This window comes from Dellaglioa sp. CoH-57-MRSF-18 (genome assembly GCF_056781995.1).
Genome location: NZ_JBXAXX010000004.1, coordinates 72,659 through 86,617 on the forward strand (window position 1 = coordinate 72,659; position 13,959 = coordinate 86,617).

Genomic DNA, 13,959 nt, shown 5'->3' on the forward strand with positions numbered 1-13,959 from the left:
CTATTGAGTAAAAAAGAAATTAGAAAAATGATTATTAACAAGATGGTTGATTTGGCAAAAAATAAGGTCCTTGAAAAAAGGAATCAGGAGAAGGCAATTATTGATAAAGTTTTACAATCTGAAGAATGGGAATCGGCTGATTCAATCGGATTAACAATTAGTCAATCGATTGAGTTTAGTACTAACGAATTACTATTGGCGGCACTGTCTCAAGGTAAGAGGGTGTATATACCAAAAACGATGCCTGAAAAGCAACTTGCATTTTTACCTTACTTATCTATTGAACAGGTGCTTATAAAAAGTGATTATGGACTATTAGAACCTGAATATAATGTTGCACTTGAAAAGAATAATTTAGATTTAGTGATTGTACCAGGAGTTGGGTTTAATTTAGAGAATAATCAAAGGATTGGCTTTGGCGGTGGTTATTATGATCGGTATATTGCAAAATATCAACCAAAAACAATTTCACTTTGTTTGGACGTTCAAAATGTAATTTCTGAGAAATGGACAAGTAATCAGTTTGATATTAAAATTGATAAAATTATTACAGTATAAGTTCTATTTGAATAAATCCTTAACAAAATACAGTTTAATAATATTATTTACATTAATATACGAATATAGTAAAATTGTAATTGCTCATTAATGAGATAAACACGAACAAATGTATTTATGAAAAGGAGATTTAAAATGATTAATCGCATTAAATCATATTTTGAAATTGATCAGTTACATACAACGGTTAAACGCGAAATGTTAGCTGGTTTTACAACGTTTATATCAATGGCTTACATATTATTTGTTAATCCTACGATTTTAAGTGCTTCGGGGATGGACAAAGGGGCAGTATTTACTGCAACTGCATTATCAAGTGCTTTAGGCTGTATTTTAATGGGTATTTTAGCTAAATACCCAATAGCAACAGCTCCCGCATTGGGTATTAATGCCTTTTTCTCATATTCAGTTGTTATAGGTATGGGAATTCCATGGCAAACAGCTTTAGCAGGTGTATTTGTAGCATCACTAATTTTTATTTTAATTACTATTTTTAAACTACGCGAAATGATTATTAATGCTATTCCAAGTAACTTAAAATACGCTATCTCAAGTGGTATTGGTTTATTTATTGCTTTTATCGGTTTACAAGATGGTGGCTTAATTATCGCAAACAAATCCACAGTTGTGGGCCTAGGTCCATTGACCGTTGGTACAACATGGTTAACAATCTTTGGCTTAATTGTTACTGCAATTTTAATGGTTAGACGTGTTCCAGGTGGTATTTTTATTGGGATGTTTGCAACAGTTATTCTAGGATTCATCACAGGATTAATTAAAATGCCAACACAAGTTGTTGCCGGTGCCCCAAGTTTGGCCCCAACATTTATGCAAGGCGTTAAACATATTAGTGATATTAACACGGTTCAGTTATGGGTAGTCGTTTTAACCTTCTTGTTAGTTACTTTCTTTGATACTGCTGGAACACTTGTTGGGTTAGCTCAACAAGCCGGATTCATGAAAGACAATAAAATGCCTCGTGTCGGTAAAGCTTTAGTTGCTGATTCAACAGCAATGCTTGCTGGCTCTGTTTTAGGAACATCTCCAGTTGGTGCATATGTTGAGTCTTCAGCAGGTATCGCCGTTGGTGGACGCTCAGGTTTAACGGCTGTTACAACTGGATTATTATTTATTGTCGGGATATTTTTCTCGCCATTATTATCAGTTGTAACAACACAGGTCACTGCTCCAGCATTAATTATTGTTGGTGTATTGATGGCACAATCTTTAACAAAAATCGAATGGACAAAAATGGAAATTGCAATTCCAGCATTTTTAATTGTAATTGGTATGCCATTAACTTATAGTATCTCTGACGGGATTGCTTTGGGAATGATTTTTTATCCAATTACAATGATTGCTGCTGGTCGTCGAAAAGATGTTCATCCAATCATGTACGGACTGTTCTTTGTGTTCTTACTTTTCATGTGGATTTTAAATGTTTAAATAAAATAGCAAACGTAAATGACAGATCTACTATAAACATGGTATTATTTAGACTAAGAGTTTAAAGCGAACAAAAATAATACAATAGGAATGGAGAATATGATGACAAGCGAAAAGATACACATTGGATTACTTTTTGGTGGTAATTCATCAGAACATGACGTTTCAAAACGTTCAGCACATAATATCTACGATGCAATGGATAAAAATAAGTACGAAGTTAGTTTATTCATGTTTACAAAGGAAGGTGTACTACTTGGAGATGCTGCTTCACGTCGCATTTTTGATGGCGAACCAGAAGCAAAAGTTGTTGAAGATGTCTTACCAACAATTGATTTTACAAATCCGTTAGCTAATATCATGAGTTTAACTGAAGTTAAAGATATTGATCTTTTTTATCCAGTTATTCATGGTAATATGGGTGAAGATGGTACAATTCAAGGATTATTTAAACTTTTAGATAAACCATATATTGGTAGTGATGTTCGTTCATCAGCAATTTCATTTGATAAAGATTTAACTAAGAAAATGTTAACGTTAAATAATATCAGAAATACTAAATATTTGGTTGTTAAGGCCAACAATCGTGCTGAAATGACTTACGCACACATTAGTAAGGAACTTGGAGAAGTTGTTTTCATTAAACCAGCTAACCAAGGATCATCAGTTGGTATTCATAAGGCACATAACGAAAAAGAATTCCTTGAAGGTATAGAAGATGCATTTTTATATGACACAAAGCTTTTAGTTGAAGAATCAATCGAAAATCCTGATGAAATTGAATGTTCAATTCTTGGAAATACTGATTTAAAAGCTTCAAAATTAGGTGCAGTTATCGTACCTAAATCTGATGTATTTTACGATTACAATAATAAATTCGTTGATGCTTCAGGTGTGGAATTTGAAATGCCTGTTGAATTACCAGATGAATTAACAAAAGAAATCCAAGACATGTCATTACGTGCTTTTGAAGCATTGGGTTGTCGTGGTTTAGCACGAATTGATTTCTTAGTTAAAGATGGTATTCCATATCTTGGTGAACTAAATACGTTACCTGGATTCACAAACATTTCGCTTTATCCACAATTGTGGGAAGTTTCAGGAATTGGTTATTCAGAATTAATTGATAAATTAATCCAATTAGCATTCGACGAACATGCCGCTGTTAAAGAATTACATTATGACTTTACTGAATTACCTGAAATCTAAATTTTAAGAAGATTATTAGTCTGGAGACAGCACTAGTAATCTTTTTTATTTGAGTGAAGGAGAGAATAGAATATGGAAAGATGCCCATGGGCCCAATCGGGTAATCAGTTAATGCAAGATTATCATGATGAAGAATGGGGAAAGCCGCTTTATGGCGATCAACAACTATTCAGATTATTGAGTTTAGAATTAATGCAAGCAGGGTTGAGCTGGAAGACCGTTTTAAATAAACGTAATCATTTTAATCACGCTTTTGAAAATTTTTCAATTTACAAAGTTAGTCAATTTGATGAAGATAAAATTGCGGAACTAATGGAAAATGCAGATATTATTCGAAATAAGCAAAAAATTATCGCTATTATCGCGAATGCACAGGCGATCATAAGAATGAACCAAGATGGGCAATCATTTGATTCATTTTTATGGGAATTTGTAGCAAATAAACCAATTAATAATCTCTGGCGACATGCAGAGGATGTTCCAGCTGAAACCGACATTTCAAAAAAGTTATCTAAAGAATTGAAGAAATTAGGGTTTAAGTTTGTTGGTCCTAAAATTATTTATTCATTGATGCAAAGTATGGGTATGGTAGATGACCATATTACTTTATGTAAATTCAAGACAAAATAAAAAGAAATTAACCAATTATGGCTAATTTCTTTTTTTATTTTTTAAGATTATTTTTAAGAGCAGGTGTGTTATTTAAATCTGTTCGAACAACTAAGACATCAGAAACAGCAACTCGAGTTACGTATTCTGTAACTGAACCAATTAATAATCGTTCGACTGCATTCAATCCAGTAGCGCCGATCACAATTAAATCAATATCTAAATTAATAGGAACATTTTTAGCAATAACTACTTTTGGAGAACCATACTCAATTGAGTAGTCAACATTCTTAAGACCAGCTGCTTTTGCTTGTGCAATATACTTATTCAATGTCTCTTTTGCTGTATCACTAACTTGTTCAACCATTGACGTATCAAAACTTGAGATATTTTGGAATGCTCTAGTGTCAATAACATGCAAAAGATGAAGTGTAGAATCTTCGCCATTTCTTAAAGCTACTTGTACTGCTTTTTCGAATGCTAATTTTGCTTCATCAGAACCATCTACAGGAACTAAAATATTTTTATATTGTTGTAACATGGTCGGCCACCTCTTTCTTTTATATACCTCTATTTTACGACAAAACGAATGAAAATAGAAGTAAAAACGGTTACAAAGTTAGATTAATGCATAAAAAAAGATAAAATAATTGTTAAAGCACCAACCGTAAGGCAGGCTAGAGTAACTAGTATCCCACAAAATATGGGTATAAAAATGATTACTGAAATTAAGCCAACTAAGCTTTCAATACAGATAATTAACCCAAAGACAAGTAGTATTGAGCTTAGCACCTGGTTTGACTCAGGTTTAAATATCATAAAATTTTTGTTGCGATGTGAGAATAAGTAATAGCCGATAGTCAAGAGTAAGAGTGAAAGAACGGCTAAAAGTATCCGAATTAACATTTAAAGACTCCTTTATTCTTAATAAAAAAAGTCTGAGCAAACATAGTTTGCCCAGACCATCAAAGCAAAAGCTTTGGAATATCCGCGTAGTGCCGTTAATCATCTTCGTGAGTTGAGCCCGCAGTGAAGCAGGTGGCATCGACTGTACTAGCCTCTAACTACCAAGTGAAAAGGCTTGAAATTAGCTAGCCTATCAAGTTGACGCCTAGGTATAATTATTTGTTCGGTCAACATTCTAATAAGATAACGCGTACACTTCAGAACTTCATCTTTAATATAGCACAGACTTTTAAAAGGTGCAACAATTATGATGTAAGCGGCAACAAATCATCTTTTTGATGGATGTAATTTACTATATTGTTCTTTAAGTCCTTGTTCATAACGCCCGTTTGCTTTAGGCTCATAATAATTAGCATCTTTCAATTTATCTGGAAGATATTGTTGGGCAACCCAATCATTTGGATAGTTATGTGGAAATTTATAACCAATACCATGACCTAAATCTGCAGCACCTTTGTAATGTGAATCTTTTAAATGAGCAGGAATATCTCCAAAACCACCTTTTTCAATATCAGCAATTGCATTATTTATGGCAACATTTGCCGAGTCTGATTTGGGTGAGAGGCAGAGATCAATTACTGCGTTAGACAGAGGTATTTTAGCCTCTGGAAAGCCAATTTTTTCTGCCGCCTGTACAGCAGTTAAGGTTCTAGCACATGCTGCAGGGCTACTTAATCCGACATCTTCGTATGCCATTGTGATTAAACGCCTTGCAATTGTAGGTAAATCACCAGCAAGAATTAAACGTCCTAAGTAATGTAAAGCCGCGTTAACATCGGAACCTCTTACTGATTTTTGAAAAGCAGAAATAACATCATAGTGAGCATCGCCATCTTTATCATGGGTTAATGCTTTTCTTTGTAGACACTCTTCTATGACTGATAGTGATAAGGTAATGACACCTGAACTATCAGGTGGGGTTGACTTAGCAGCTAGTTCAAGTGCATTCAAAGAACTACGTAAATCTCCGTTGGTTGCTCGCGCTAAGTGTAACCGTGCATTAGCTTCTAAATTAATATTAAGATTTCCGAGACCAATATTTTTATCTACTAGTGCACGATCAAGTGCAGTTTCAATATCATTTTCGTCTAAAGGTTTAACTTCAAAGATTTGTGTTCGACTTCTAATAGCTGGATTGATGGTAATGTAAGGATTTTCTGTTGTTGCACCGATTAAAATAATTTGGCCACTTTCTAAGTGGGGTAATAAGAAGTCTTGTTTAGGTTTCGTTAATCGATGGATTTCATCTAAAAGTAAAATAACAGTACCGCTCATTTTTGCTTCTTCAGCTACGATTTCAAGGTCTTTCTTAGAATCAGTTGCAGCATTTAATTTACGAAATGCATACTGAGTTGATCCGGCAATAGCACTGGCGATACTCGTTTTACCAGTGCCAGGTGGTCCGTATAAAATCATAGATGAAAGCAGTTTTGCTTCGACCATTCGTTTGATAATTTTACCTGGACCAACAAGGTGTTGTTGGCCAACGACTTCTTCAATTTTAGTTGGTCGCATTCTGAATGCAAGTGGTTGTAACATATGTGGCTCCTTTCACGTTGATTACTAAAGAATAGTATAGCATATTGCATAAATTTAATTGGCACAATGGATTGCAAATATGAAGGATTAATTCAAATATTTGGTACAATGTAATAGACAAATGAGGAGGCACAATGATATGAAACTAGATGCAATCGGATTACAAATTCAGGAAGAAAAGCTCGCACCTCTACTTAGAAAATCGTTGATAGGATTAGAGCGAGAAACTCAAAGAGTGAAGAATACGGGAGTGCTGAGTTCAACTGATCATCCTGAATCATTAGGAGATAGATTTAAACATCCTTATATAAAAACAGATTTTGGCGAATCACAAATGGAATTTATCACGCCACCAATTGAGGGGGCTGATAATGTTATTAACTATCTAGATGCCATTCAACAAGTCGCAACACAAGAATTGGATAGTGATGAACAGTTATGGCCATTGAGTTCAATTCCTAAATTACCAGTGGATGAATCTAAAGTAAGAATAGCGCATCCAGATGAATTAGGATTTATATACCGAAATAAATTAGCAGAAAAGTATGGAAAAAAACGTCAACTTTTTACGTCTGTACATCTTAATTTTAGCTTTCCAGAAAAAGTAATTCAGATTTTATTTGATTCTGAGTTTCATAGTTATTTTAATTCTTATATAGAATTTCATAATTACGTCTATTTAAAAATTGGACGCAAATTTATGGAAAAGAGTTGGCTTACAACTTACTTGTTTGGAGCAACACCAATTGTTGAAAGTACTAATTATAATGCTTGTCATCCGGTTAGAAGTGTTAGAAACAGTGAATTTGGCTATACCAATATTGATAGTTCAGTTCAAGCTTCTTATCGATCAATTAACTCATACGTTACGTCACTTAATAAGATGGTCCAGAATGGTAAATTGTTATCATTTTCTGAATATTATGGAGATGTACAATTTAAATCAGCTACTAAAAAGGAAGATACATTAATTTCATCTGGTGTTAATTATATTGAACTCCGTGGATTTGATGTTGATCCATTTTCTCGTGTTGGTATTCAAGGTGACACAATTAAGTTTATTCAATTATTAGCGGCTTACTTTCTAATGACGCCAGATATGGCAGAAAATGAAGTTGATGATATTATATTTAAAGCGAAACAATTAAAAAATGAGGTGGCAATAGAAGACCCTAAAACAACCTCGATTGTTAAAAATGCTGCAATAAAACTGCTGAACGAATTAATTTTATTTAATGATAATTTTTATCTAGATAAAAATTTAGAGGATACATTAGTTCAATTTAAATTACAATTTGAACGACCTGAATTGAGTCTGAGTGCAAGGATAGTTGATGAAGATATTAATAAATCGTTGGCTGATTTTGCAATGGAACAAGCAAAATCTAATAAGATAAAGTATCAGTCACAGTTAAGTTCATTGATTGGCTTTAACTGTTACTCGAAAAATACGCAGCTTATTTTAGCAGCGTTGATAAAAAGAGGGTCTTATTTTGATCTTGTTGACAGTGATTTGGACGTCATACGGGTGAACGGACATCTTCTGCAAAATGGGGTAATTTCTGATTTAGATACCAGTGTTTTAAACAAAATTGCATATGACAAGCAAACAACTAAAAAAATATTGGGCAACCTTGATATTAAAGTTCCTAGTAGTATTAATGTACACACTTTAGATGAAGCTATGAACTATTATGCAGATGTAGTCAACAAAGCATTAGTTATTAAGCCAAGATTCATAAAGAGCAGTCAAGCAACACATGTATTTCGAGTGGCTCCGACGTTAAGCGAGTATAAAGAAGCCGTTAAACGTATCTTATCAATTGATACACAAGTTTTAATTGAAGAAATTACTGTTGGGTCAGTCTATCGATTTATGATTGTAGGTGGCCATGTAAAGGGTATTGTTGAAAGATTACCAGTTAGTGTAGTTGGCGATGGACGAAAGACGTTGGCACAGTTAATTACAATAAAAAATGCACAAGTAGAACGTACTAGTCAAGGTCCATGGTATCCGCTTAAATTGTCAGAAGTTGAACATCAAACAATAGCATCACAAGGTATTACTGAATCAACTGTTATTTCAAGAGGGTCTGAAGCAATCATTAGATATGATAGTAATTTTTATTCGGGTGCAAATCAAAATGAAGTTAGCAATCAAATGGACGAATCATATATAGCGTTAATTGAAGGTTATGCAAAACGTTTAAAAATGACGATGGGGGCAGTTGATGTGGTTATTCCTAACTTGTATATAGCATATGACTATAGACATAGGGATGCTTTAACCGTTCTTTCAATTGAAACGGCTCCTGATTTATCGATAAATTCGTTTCCTAATTTTGGAGATAACCAGCCTATTGCTAATGAAATAGTAAAGATTTTAGAAACCAAATAAAAAACTTAAACTACACTTAATATAAAAGTGTTAGTTTAAGTTTTTATGCTAATCGAATAAATTTTCAAAAAATGATTTTTTCTTTTCTGGCGTTTCAACTTGTATAATTGGATATTTTTCATTAATATCAATAACAGATTCATTAATCGCATTTTTTTCAGAAGCGACAACTAGCCCCATAATTTCAACCCCATCAGGAGTATCATTATTTGATGTTAATGTAAATTTAACATCATGCTTATGCGTTAAGGTGATGTATGGGGCTAATATATTCTGATCAATTGTACCATTAAGTAGAACATGATAGTCGGGATGTTCAAGTAGTTCTTTTTCAAATCCAGCCATATTTTTAGATGCTGTTACCTCAGCAACAGTCATTGCTAGGCTGACCCGCTCTCTAAATGTCCCTAAGTACTTTCTTTGTTCATCGGGATGAAGTTGAGGTGTTCCGTAAAGGCCAGATTGAAGATGTGGATCTAAGTTATTTTCAGTCATGGAGTTGACCACCTTTCAGTAAGTTATGAATTTAGCATACCATGTTTGATACAAAAGGAGAGAGCGAAATGTTTATAAAAGATGATTTTTTAATTTTTAAAGATCAAACATTAGACGGACGATTAAAAAAAATAAAGACAATTATTGATCCCAAATTCGAAAAGGTGGGAGCTGAACTACTACCTTTTTTAGAAGAACAATTAGGAATTAAAATGTATTTGCACATTGCAAAACATGCTAGAAGATCAAAAAATCCACCGCCTGATACTTGGATGGCTTTTAGCGAGAATAAACGTGGCTATAAAATGATGCCACATTTTGAAATTGGTTATTGGGATGATCGGTTATTTATCTGGTTATCTGCATTAGCAGATATTAAAGACAAAAGCTTGTATGAAGAGGGCGTTTCTGAATCAATAATAATGATTCAGAAACTAGAAGATACTTTCGTGTGGTCAGTGGATCATACAAATAAAGAGACGGGTACTTTAGCAAACACAATAACACTTACTGATAGTCAAAAGTGGAGTAGTGTACAAACTAAAGAACTATTGATTGGACAGAATTTAGCTATTGAAGATGAGTTTTTTAGCTTAAATGAATATAAACAACTAAACGACTTGAAAAATACATTACTGCCACTAATTGAAATCTATAAAATATGGACAAAAAAAACATCTCATTAAGAATGAGATGTTTTTTAATTTGAAATTATAATTTGTTGTAGTATTCAACGATAAGTGATTCGTCGATATCTGCTTCAAGTTCTTCACGTTCTGGTAAACGAGTTAATGAACCCTCTAATTTATCAGCATCAAATTGTACGAATTGTGGACGGCCAACTAATGCTTCCATTGCGTCTTTAACAATTTGTAAACTCTTTGATTTTTCACGTAATGAGATTACTTGACCGATTTCAACTGCGTATGAAGGAATATCAACGCGGTTGCCATCAACAGTAATGTGACCATGGTTTACCAATTGACGAGCTTGGCGACGAGTAGAAGCCAAACCTAAACGATAAACAACGTTGTCTAAACGACCTTCAAGTAAGATCATGAAGTTAACACCATGTTTACCTTCGCGAATTGTACCAGCTTTAATAAATAAGTTAGCAAATTGACGTTCTGATAAACCGTACATCATACGAAGTTTTTGTTTTTCTCGTAATTGTAAACCATATTCTGATAATTTACGGCGATTGTTTTGACCATGATCACCGGGTGCATAAGGACGACGAGCTAATTCTTTACCAGTACCTGTTAAAGAAAGACCTAATCGACGTGAAACTTTCCAACTTGGGCCAGTATAACGTGACATATATAAATTCCTCCAATATTTGTTTTGGAGTAAAATAATCCTTTGTGAACTTAGTATTCGTGCAGTTTGTTTTGCAATGTTCACCTTTGCAGCTGAAAGGGTACTAATTGAACCAAGACAATTGGGCAACAAACTGTTGACGAGCTTACCGTCCACCGCTGCATTATTTTACACAAGACTCATCATACTGTCTTTTTAAACTAATGTCAATTTGTTTTCACGTTTGTTTACATAATAAAAAGAATGTATATAATTAATAACATTAATTTCTATAAATAATAGATAAAAGCTAGTGAACGCTTTAAAGGTCTATGATATAATGATTAGAAGCATAAAATTTGAATGTGAAAAGTAAATATAAATTTTAGTAAGCTAAAGGCGGGATTAGGATATGACACAGATTTTTGTTGGAATAATAGTAGTAGCCATTATTATCTATGCAACAGCGTTTTTTCTTCAGAAACGCAATGAAAAAAAATTCGAAACATTTCGTGATCAAGTAAAGGTTATTGCTCATTCTGAAGTTGAACAACAGCTTCAGTTAACGAAGGATTTGGGGTTAACAGGTGAAAGTCTTAAAACATTTTCAGCATTACAATCAGACTTTAAAGAAGTGCAAAATGCAAAATTGCCTAAAATTTCGACACAAATTAATGAAGCATATGAAGCAAACTCGAAATATCAATTTCTTTCTAACCGTCAATTAGCGGCAGAAATAGAAGTAAAATTAATTTCAAGTGAAAAAACACTTAAAGGGATTGAAAAAGCATTAACGTCGTTGAAAGAAAGTGATGAAAGTAATCATCAAGCTGTTGATTCACTTGAAAAAAAATATCAGGATTTACGTAAAACATTATTATCAAAGAACTTTTCGTATGGACCTAGTATCGATAAACTTGAGGATAAACTAACTGGTCTTGAAGATGATTTTGACCGTTTTTCAACATTAACGAGTGCTGGAGATCATGATACGGCTGAAAAAGTTTTAAGTAAGTTAAGAGAAGATACAACTTCGTTAGAAAAGATTCTTGATGAGATTCCACCACTATATAAAAGTTTGAAGAACGAATTTCCAGATCAACTTGCTGAATTACAATCTGGTTACATGAAATTAACGGATGAAAATTATAATTTTCCAGTGGGGGATGACATCCCTAAACAAATAGACGAAATTCAAACACGTGTTGACGAAACATTACTTAAATTAGAGAACCTAGAAGTAGCGTCAACAATTGTTGCAGTTAATGACATGGCTAATCAAATTGATTATTTATATGATGTTATGGAAAAAGAGTTGGCCGCAAAAGATAAGATAGAAAAGCAAGAAGAAAGTTATCGTAAATTCATTGATCATGCTGAAAAACAAAGTCAAATGCTTTTAGTTGAATTAGATAGATTGGGTCAAAATTATGAATTAAGTCATAATGAATTAGAAGACGCGCAAAAATTAAATCAACAAATTAGGGACATTGATGCACAACATGATACTGATAAAGCGGTTATTGATTCTGGTGAAGCAATTTATAGCGAGATGGCTGAGCGAGTTGAACAAAACTCTAAGTTGTTAGAAAAAATTGAATCTGAACAACAAAAAATTGATGCTAGTATTCAGGATTTACGTAGCAATGAAAAAAAGGCCAGCGCAACAATTCAAAGATTTGATATTGAATTACATCAAATTAAAAGACAAGTTGAACAGGTTAATCTTCCAGGACTACCTAATGATTACTTAGATTTTTTCTATGTTGTTAGTGATGAAATTGAAGAAGTTGAAGTAGCAATTGGTAAATTAAGAATTAACATTGAAAAAATTGCAAAACAAATTATCGATATTGAAGCAGATCTTGAAAGTTTAGAAGATAAGACACACGATCTTATTGATAGTGCATCGTTATCTGAGAGTTTACTACAATATGCGAATAGATTTAGAAATTCGAATGAAGAGATTGCAATTGCATTTGAAAAGGCAAAGCAATTATTTAATAATGATTTTAATTATGCAGCTAGTTTGGAAACAATTGCGACTGCATTAGATAAAGTAGAGCCTGGTTCATATAAAAAAATAGAGAAACAATATTATGATAATATGGAAGACAGCTTTGAAATTGAATAGTAACTATATTAAGTGGGGACTAGGGCATTAATTTGTTCAGTCGCCACTTTTATATTCTATAAAGAAACACCAGGGATGAATAAAAAGTGTCAATCTGGTACGAAGTATATTATAATGAGAAAAGTATTTTTCAGAAAAGAAGGTAACTAATGATTTATTTTGATAATAGCGCAACAACAAAAATAACGCCCGAAGTTTTAGATACATATAATAAAGTTAGTGACCAAGTATGGGGTAATCCATCTAGCCTAAATAACTTAGGTGAGATAGCTCATAATTTATTAGAGCAGTCACGCCAACAGATCGCAAGCTTATTAAATGTATTTGAAGATGAAATATTATTTACTGGAAGTGGAACTGAAGGTGACAATTGGGTAATTAAAGGAACGGCTATGGCAAAAATGAACCATGGTAAGCACTTAATTACGACAACCGTTGAGCATCCTGCTGTTATGAATACAATGGCTCAGCTGGAACAGCTTGGTTTTGAGGTTACCTATTTGCCAGTTGATGATGAGGGGCGAATTAGTATTGATGATTTAAAGGCTGCTTTGAGATCTGATACTATTTTAGTTTCAGTTATGGCAGTTAATAATGAAATTGGAACCATTCAGCCTTTAGTTGAAATTGGGGACGTACTAAAAGATTATCCAACAGTTCATTTTCATGTGGATGCTGTTCAAGCCATTGGTAAAGGTGTGCAAGAAGCTTTTATGAGTGACAGAGTAGATTTTGTAACGTTCTCTGGGCATAAATTTCATGCGCCACGTGGAGTAGGGTTTATTTACAGTAAAAGAGGTCGTCACATTGAACCACTTCTTACAGGTGGTGGACAAGAACATAACTTACGTAGCGGAACTGAAAATGTACCTGCAATTGCTAGCATGGCAAGAGCATTGCGATTATTATTAACAGATGAAACTAAGATGGTGATGAAACAAAAAGCTGTTAAAGAATTAGTTTTCAACCATATTAGTAAGTTTGATAAGATTACAACTTTTTCAAAATTACAATCAAATTTTGCGCCACATATATTGTGTTTTGCAATTGAGGGTGTTCGTGGCGAATCAATTGTTCATGCATTTGAAAGTGAAGGAATATATATTTCAACTACAAGTGCTTGTTCATCAAAGAAAAATCAAGCATCTGGCACATTATTAGCAATGAATGTGCCAGAACCGCTTGCTAAATCAGCCGTTCGAATCAGTTTTGATGGAAATAATACGCTAGAAGAAGCAAAAGAATTTAATCGTATTTTTGATATTTTGTATCATAAATTTGAAAAAATTAATTCTAAATAATGAGA

Annotated in this window: 12 protein-coding genes; 8 read left to right on the forward strand and 4 right to left on the reverse strand. The window is 33.3% G+C overall.

Going from position 1 to position 13,959, the window contains the following annotated elements; translation table 11 throughout:
• The first annotated feature begins 3 nt into the window (after positions 1-3).
• From AC1RPG_RS05545 to AC1RPG_RS05560, 4 genes are all read left to right on the forward strand, one after another.
• Entirely contained in the window at positions 4-558 is a 555-nt protein-coding gene (locus tag AC1RPG_RS05545; RefSeq protein ID WP_481761658.1) for a 5-formyltetrahydrofolate cyclo-ligase, read from the forward strand.
• 135 nt (positions 559-693) lie between these two features.
• The gene (locus AC1RPG_RS05550) at positions 694-2,004 is read left to right on the forward strand and encodes an NCS2 family permease (RefSeq protein WP_481761659.1); all 1,311 of its coding nucleotides are present in this window, start codon (positions 694-696) and stop codon (positions 2,002-2,004) included.
• Between the two features lie 102 nt (positions 2,005-2,106).
• Positions 2,107-3,213, forward strand: a complete 1,107-nt coding sequence (locus AC1RPG_RS05555) for a D-alanine--D-alanine ligase family protein (RefSeq protein ID WP_409022784.1) — start codon at positions 2,107-2,109, stop codon at positions 3,211-3,213.
• Between the two features lie 72 nt (positions 3,214-3,285).
• Complete coding sequence (locus AC1RPG_RS05560) at positions 3,286-3,843, forward strand: DNA-3-methyladenine glycosylase I (protein WP_481761660.1); 558 nt, start codon at positions 3,286-3,288, stop codon at positions 3,841-3,843.
• A 34-nt stretch (positions 3,844-3,877) separates the two neighbouring features.
• On the opposite strand, the gene AC1RPG_RS05565 is transcribed toward AC1RPG_RS05560, so the two are convergent.
• Positions 3,878-4,363, reverse strand: a complete 486-nt coding sequence (locus AC1RPG_RS05565) for a universal stress protein (RefSeq protein WP_409022337.1) — start codon at positions 4,361-4,363, stop codon at positions 3,878-3,880.
• Positions 4,364-5,055: 692 nt separating this feature from the next.
• A complete protein-coding gene (locus AC1RPG_RS05570; protein WP_481761661.1) occupies positions 5,056-6,327 on the reverse strand; it encodes a replication-associated recombination protein A in 1,272 nt (423 codons plus the stop codon).
• Between the two features lie 139 nt (positions 6,328-6,466).
• Here AC1RPG_RS05570 and gshAB point away from each other — a divergent pair, with 139 nt between their 5' ends.
• Entirely contained in the window at positions 6,467-8,725 is a 2,259-nt protein-coding gene (gshAB, locus tag AC1RPG_RS05575) for a bifunctional glutamate--cysteine ligase GshA/glutathione synthetase GshB (RefSeq protein WP_481761662.1), read from the forward strand.
• Between the two features lie 48 nt (positions 8,726-8,773).
• On the opposite strand, the gene AC1RPG_RS05580 is transcribed toward gshAB, so the two are convergent.
• Positions 8,774-9,220: a YueI family protein gene (locus AC1RPG_RS05580; protein WP_481761663.1), complete on the reverse strand. Its 447-nt coding sequence runs from the start codon at positions 9,218-9,220 to the stop codon at positions 8,774-8,776.
• A 68-nt stretch (positions 9,221-9,288) separates the two neighbouring features.
• Here AC1RPG_RS05580 and AC1RPG_RS05585 point away from each other — a divergent pair, with 68 nt between their 5' ends.
• Positions 9,289-9,906 (forward strand): DUF1054 family protein, encoded by a 618-nt coding sequence (locus AC1RPG_RS05585; RefSeq protein WP_481761664.1) that lies wholly within the window; start codon positions 9,289-9,291, stop codon positions 9,904-9,906.
• Positions 9,907-9,931: 25 nt separating this feature from the next.
• On the opposite strand, the gene rpsD is transcribed toward AC1RPG_RS05585, so the two are convergent.
• Positions 9,932-10,540, reverse strand: coding sequence for a 30S ribosomal protein S4 (gene rpsD, locus AC1RPG_RS05590; protein WP_409022342.1), 609 nt, complete (start codon positions 10,538-10,540; stop codon positions 9,932-9,934).
• Between the two features lie 391 nt (positions 10,541-10,931).
• Here rpsD and ezrA point away from each other — a divergent pair, with 391 nt between their 5' ends.
• Complete coding sequence (ezrA, locus tag AC1RPG_RS05595) at positions 10,932-12,653, forward strand: septation ring formation regulator EzrA (RefSeq protein ID WP_481761665.1); 1,722 nt, start codon at positions 10,932-10,934, stop codon at positions 12,651-12,653.
• Positions 12,654-12,802: 149 nt separating this feature from the next.
• On the forward strand, positions 12,803-13,954 hold the full coding sequence (locus tag AC1RPG_RS05600; protein WP_481761666.1) for a cysteine desulfurase family protein: 1,152 nt from the start codon (positions 12,803-12,805) through the stop codon (positions 13,952-13,954).
• Positions 13,955-13,959 lie beyond the last annotated feature (5 nt).

Bases quoted from the DNA above. Each gene is read 5' to 3' on its own strand.
- AC1RPG_RS05550 (WP_481761659.1), top strand. From the start codon at position 694: ATGATTAATCGCATTAAATCATATTTTGAAATTGATCAGTTACATACA.
- AC1RPG_RS05570 (WP_481761661.1), bottom strand. From the start codon at position 6,327: ATGTTACAACCACTTGCATTCAGAATGCGACCAACTAAAATTGAAGAA.
- AC1RPG_RS05555 (WP_409022784.1), top strand. From the start codon at position 2,107: ATGACAAGCGAAAAGATACACATTGGATTACTTTTTGGTGGTAATTCA.
- AC1RPG_RS05585 (WP_481761664.1), top strand. From the start codon at position 9,289: ATGTTTATAAAAGATGATTTTTTAATTTTTAAAGATCAAACATTAGAC.
- ezrA (WP_481761665.1), top strand. From the start codon at position 10,932: ATGACACAGATTTTTGTTGGAATAATAGTAGTAGCCATTATTATCTAT.
- AC1RPG_RS05600 (WP_481761666.1), top strand. From the start codon at position 12,803: ATGATTTATTTTGATAATAGCGCAACAACAAAAATAACGCCCGAAGTT.
- AC1RPG_RS05565 (WP_409022337.1), bottom strand. From the start codon at position 4,363: ATGTTACAACAATATAAAAATATTTTAGTTCCTGTAGATGGTTCTGAT.
- AC1RPG_RS05560 (WP_481761660.1), top strand. From the start codon at position 3,286: ATGGAAAGATGCCCATGGGCCCAATCGGGTAATCAGTTAATGCAAGAT.
- gshAB (WP_481761662.1), top strand. From the start codon at position 6,467: ATGAAACTAGATGCAATCGGATTACAAATTCAGGAAGAAAAGCTCGCA.
- rpsD (WP_409022342.1), bottom strand. From the start codon at position 10,540: ATGTCACGTTATACTGGCCCAAGTTGGAAAGTTTCACGTCGATTAGGT.
- AC1RPG_RS05580 (WP_481761663.1), bottom strand. From the start codon at position 9,220: ATGACTGAAAATAACTTAGATCCACATCTTCAATCTGGCCTTTACGGA.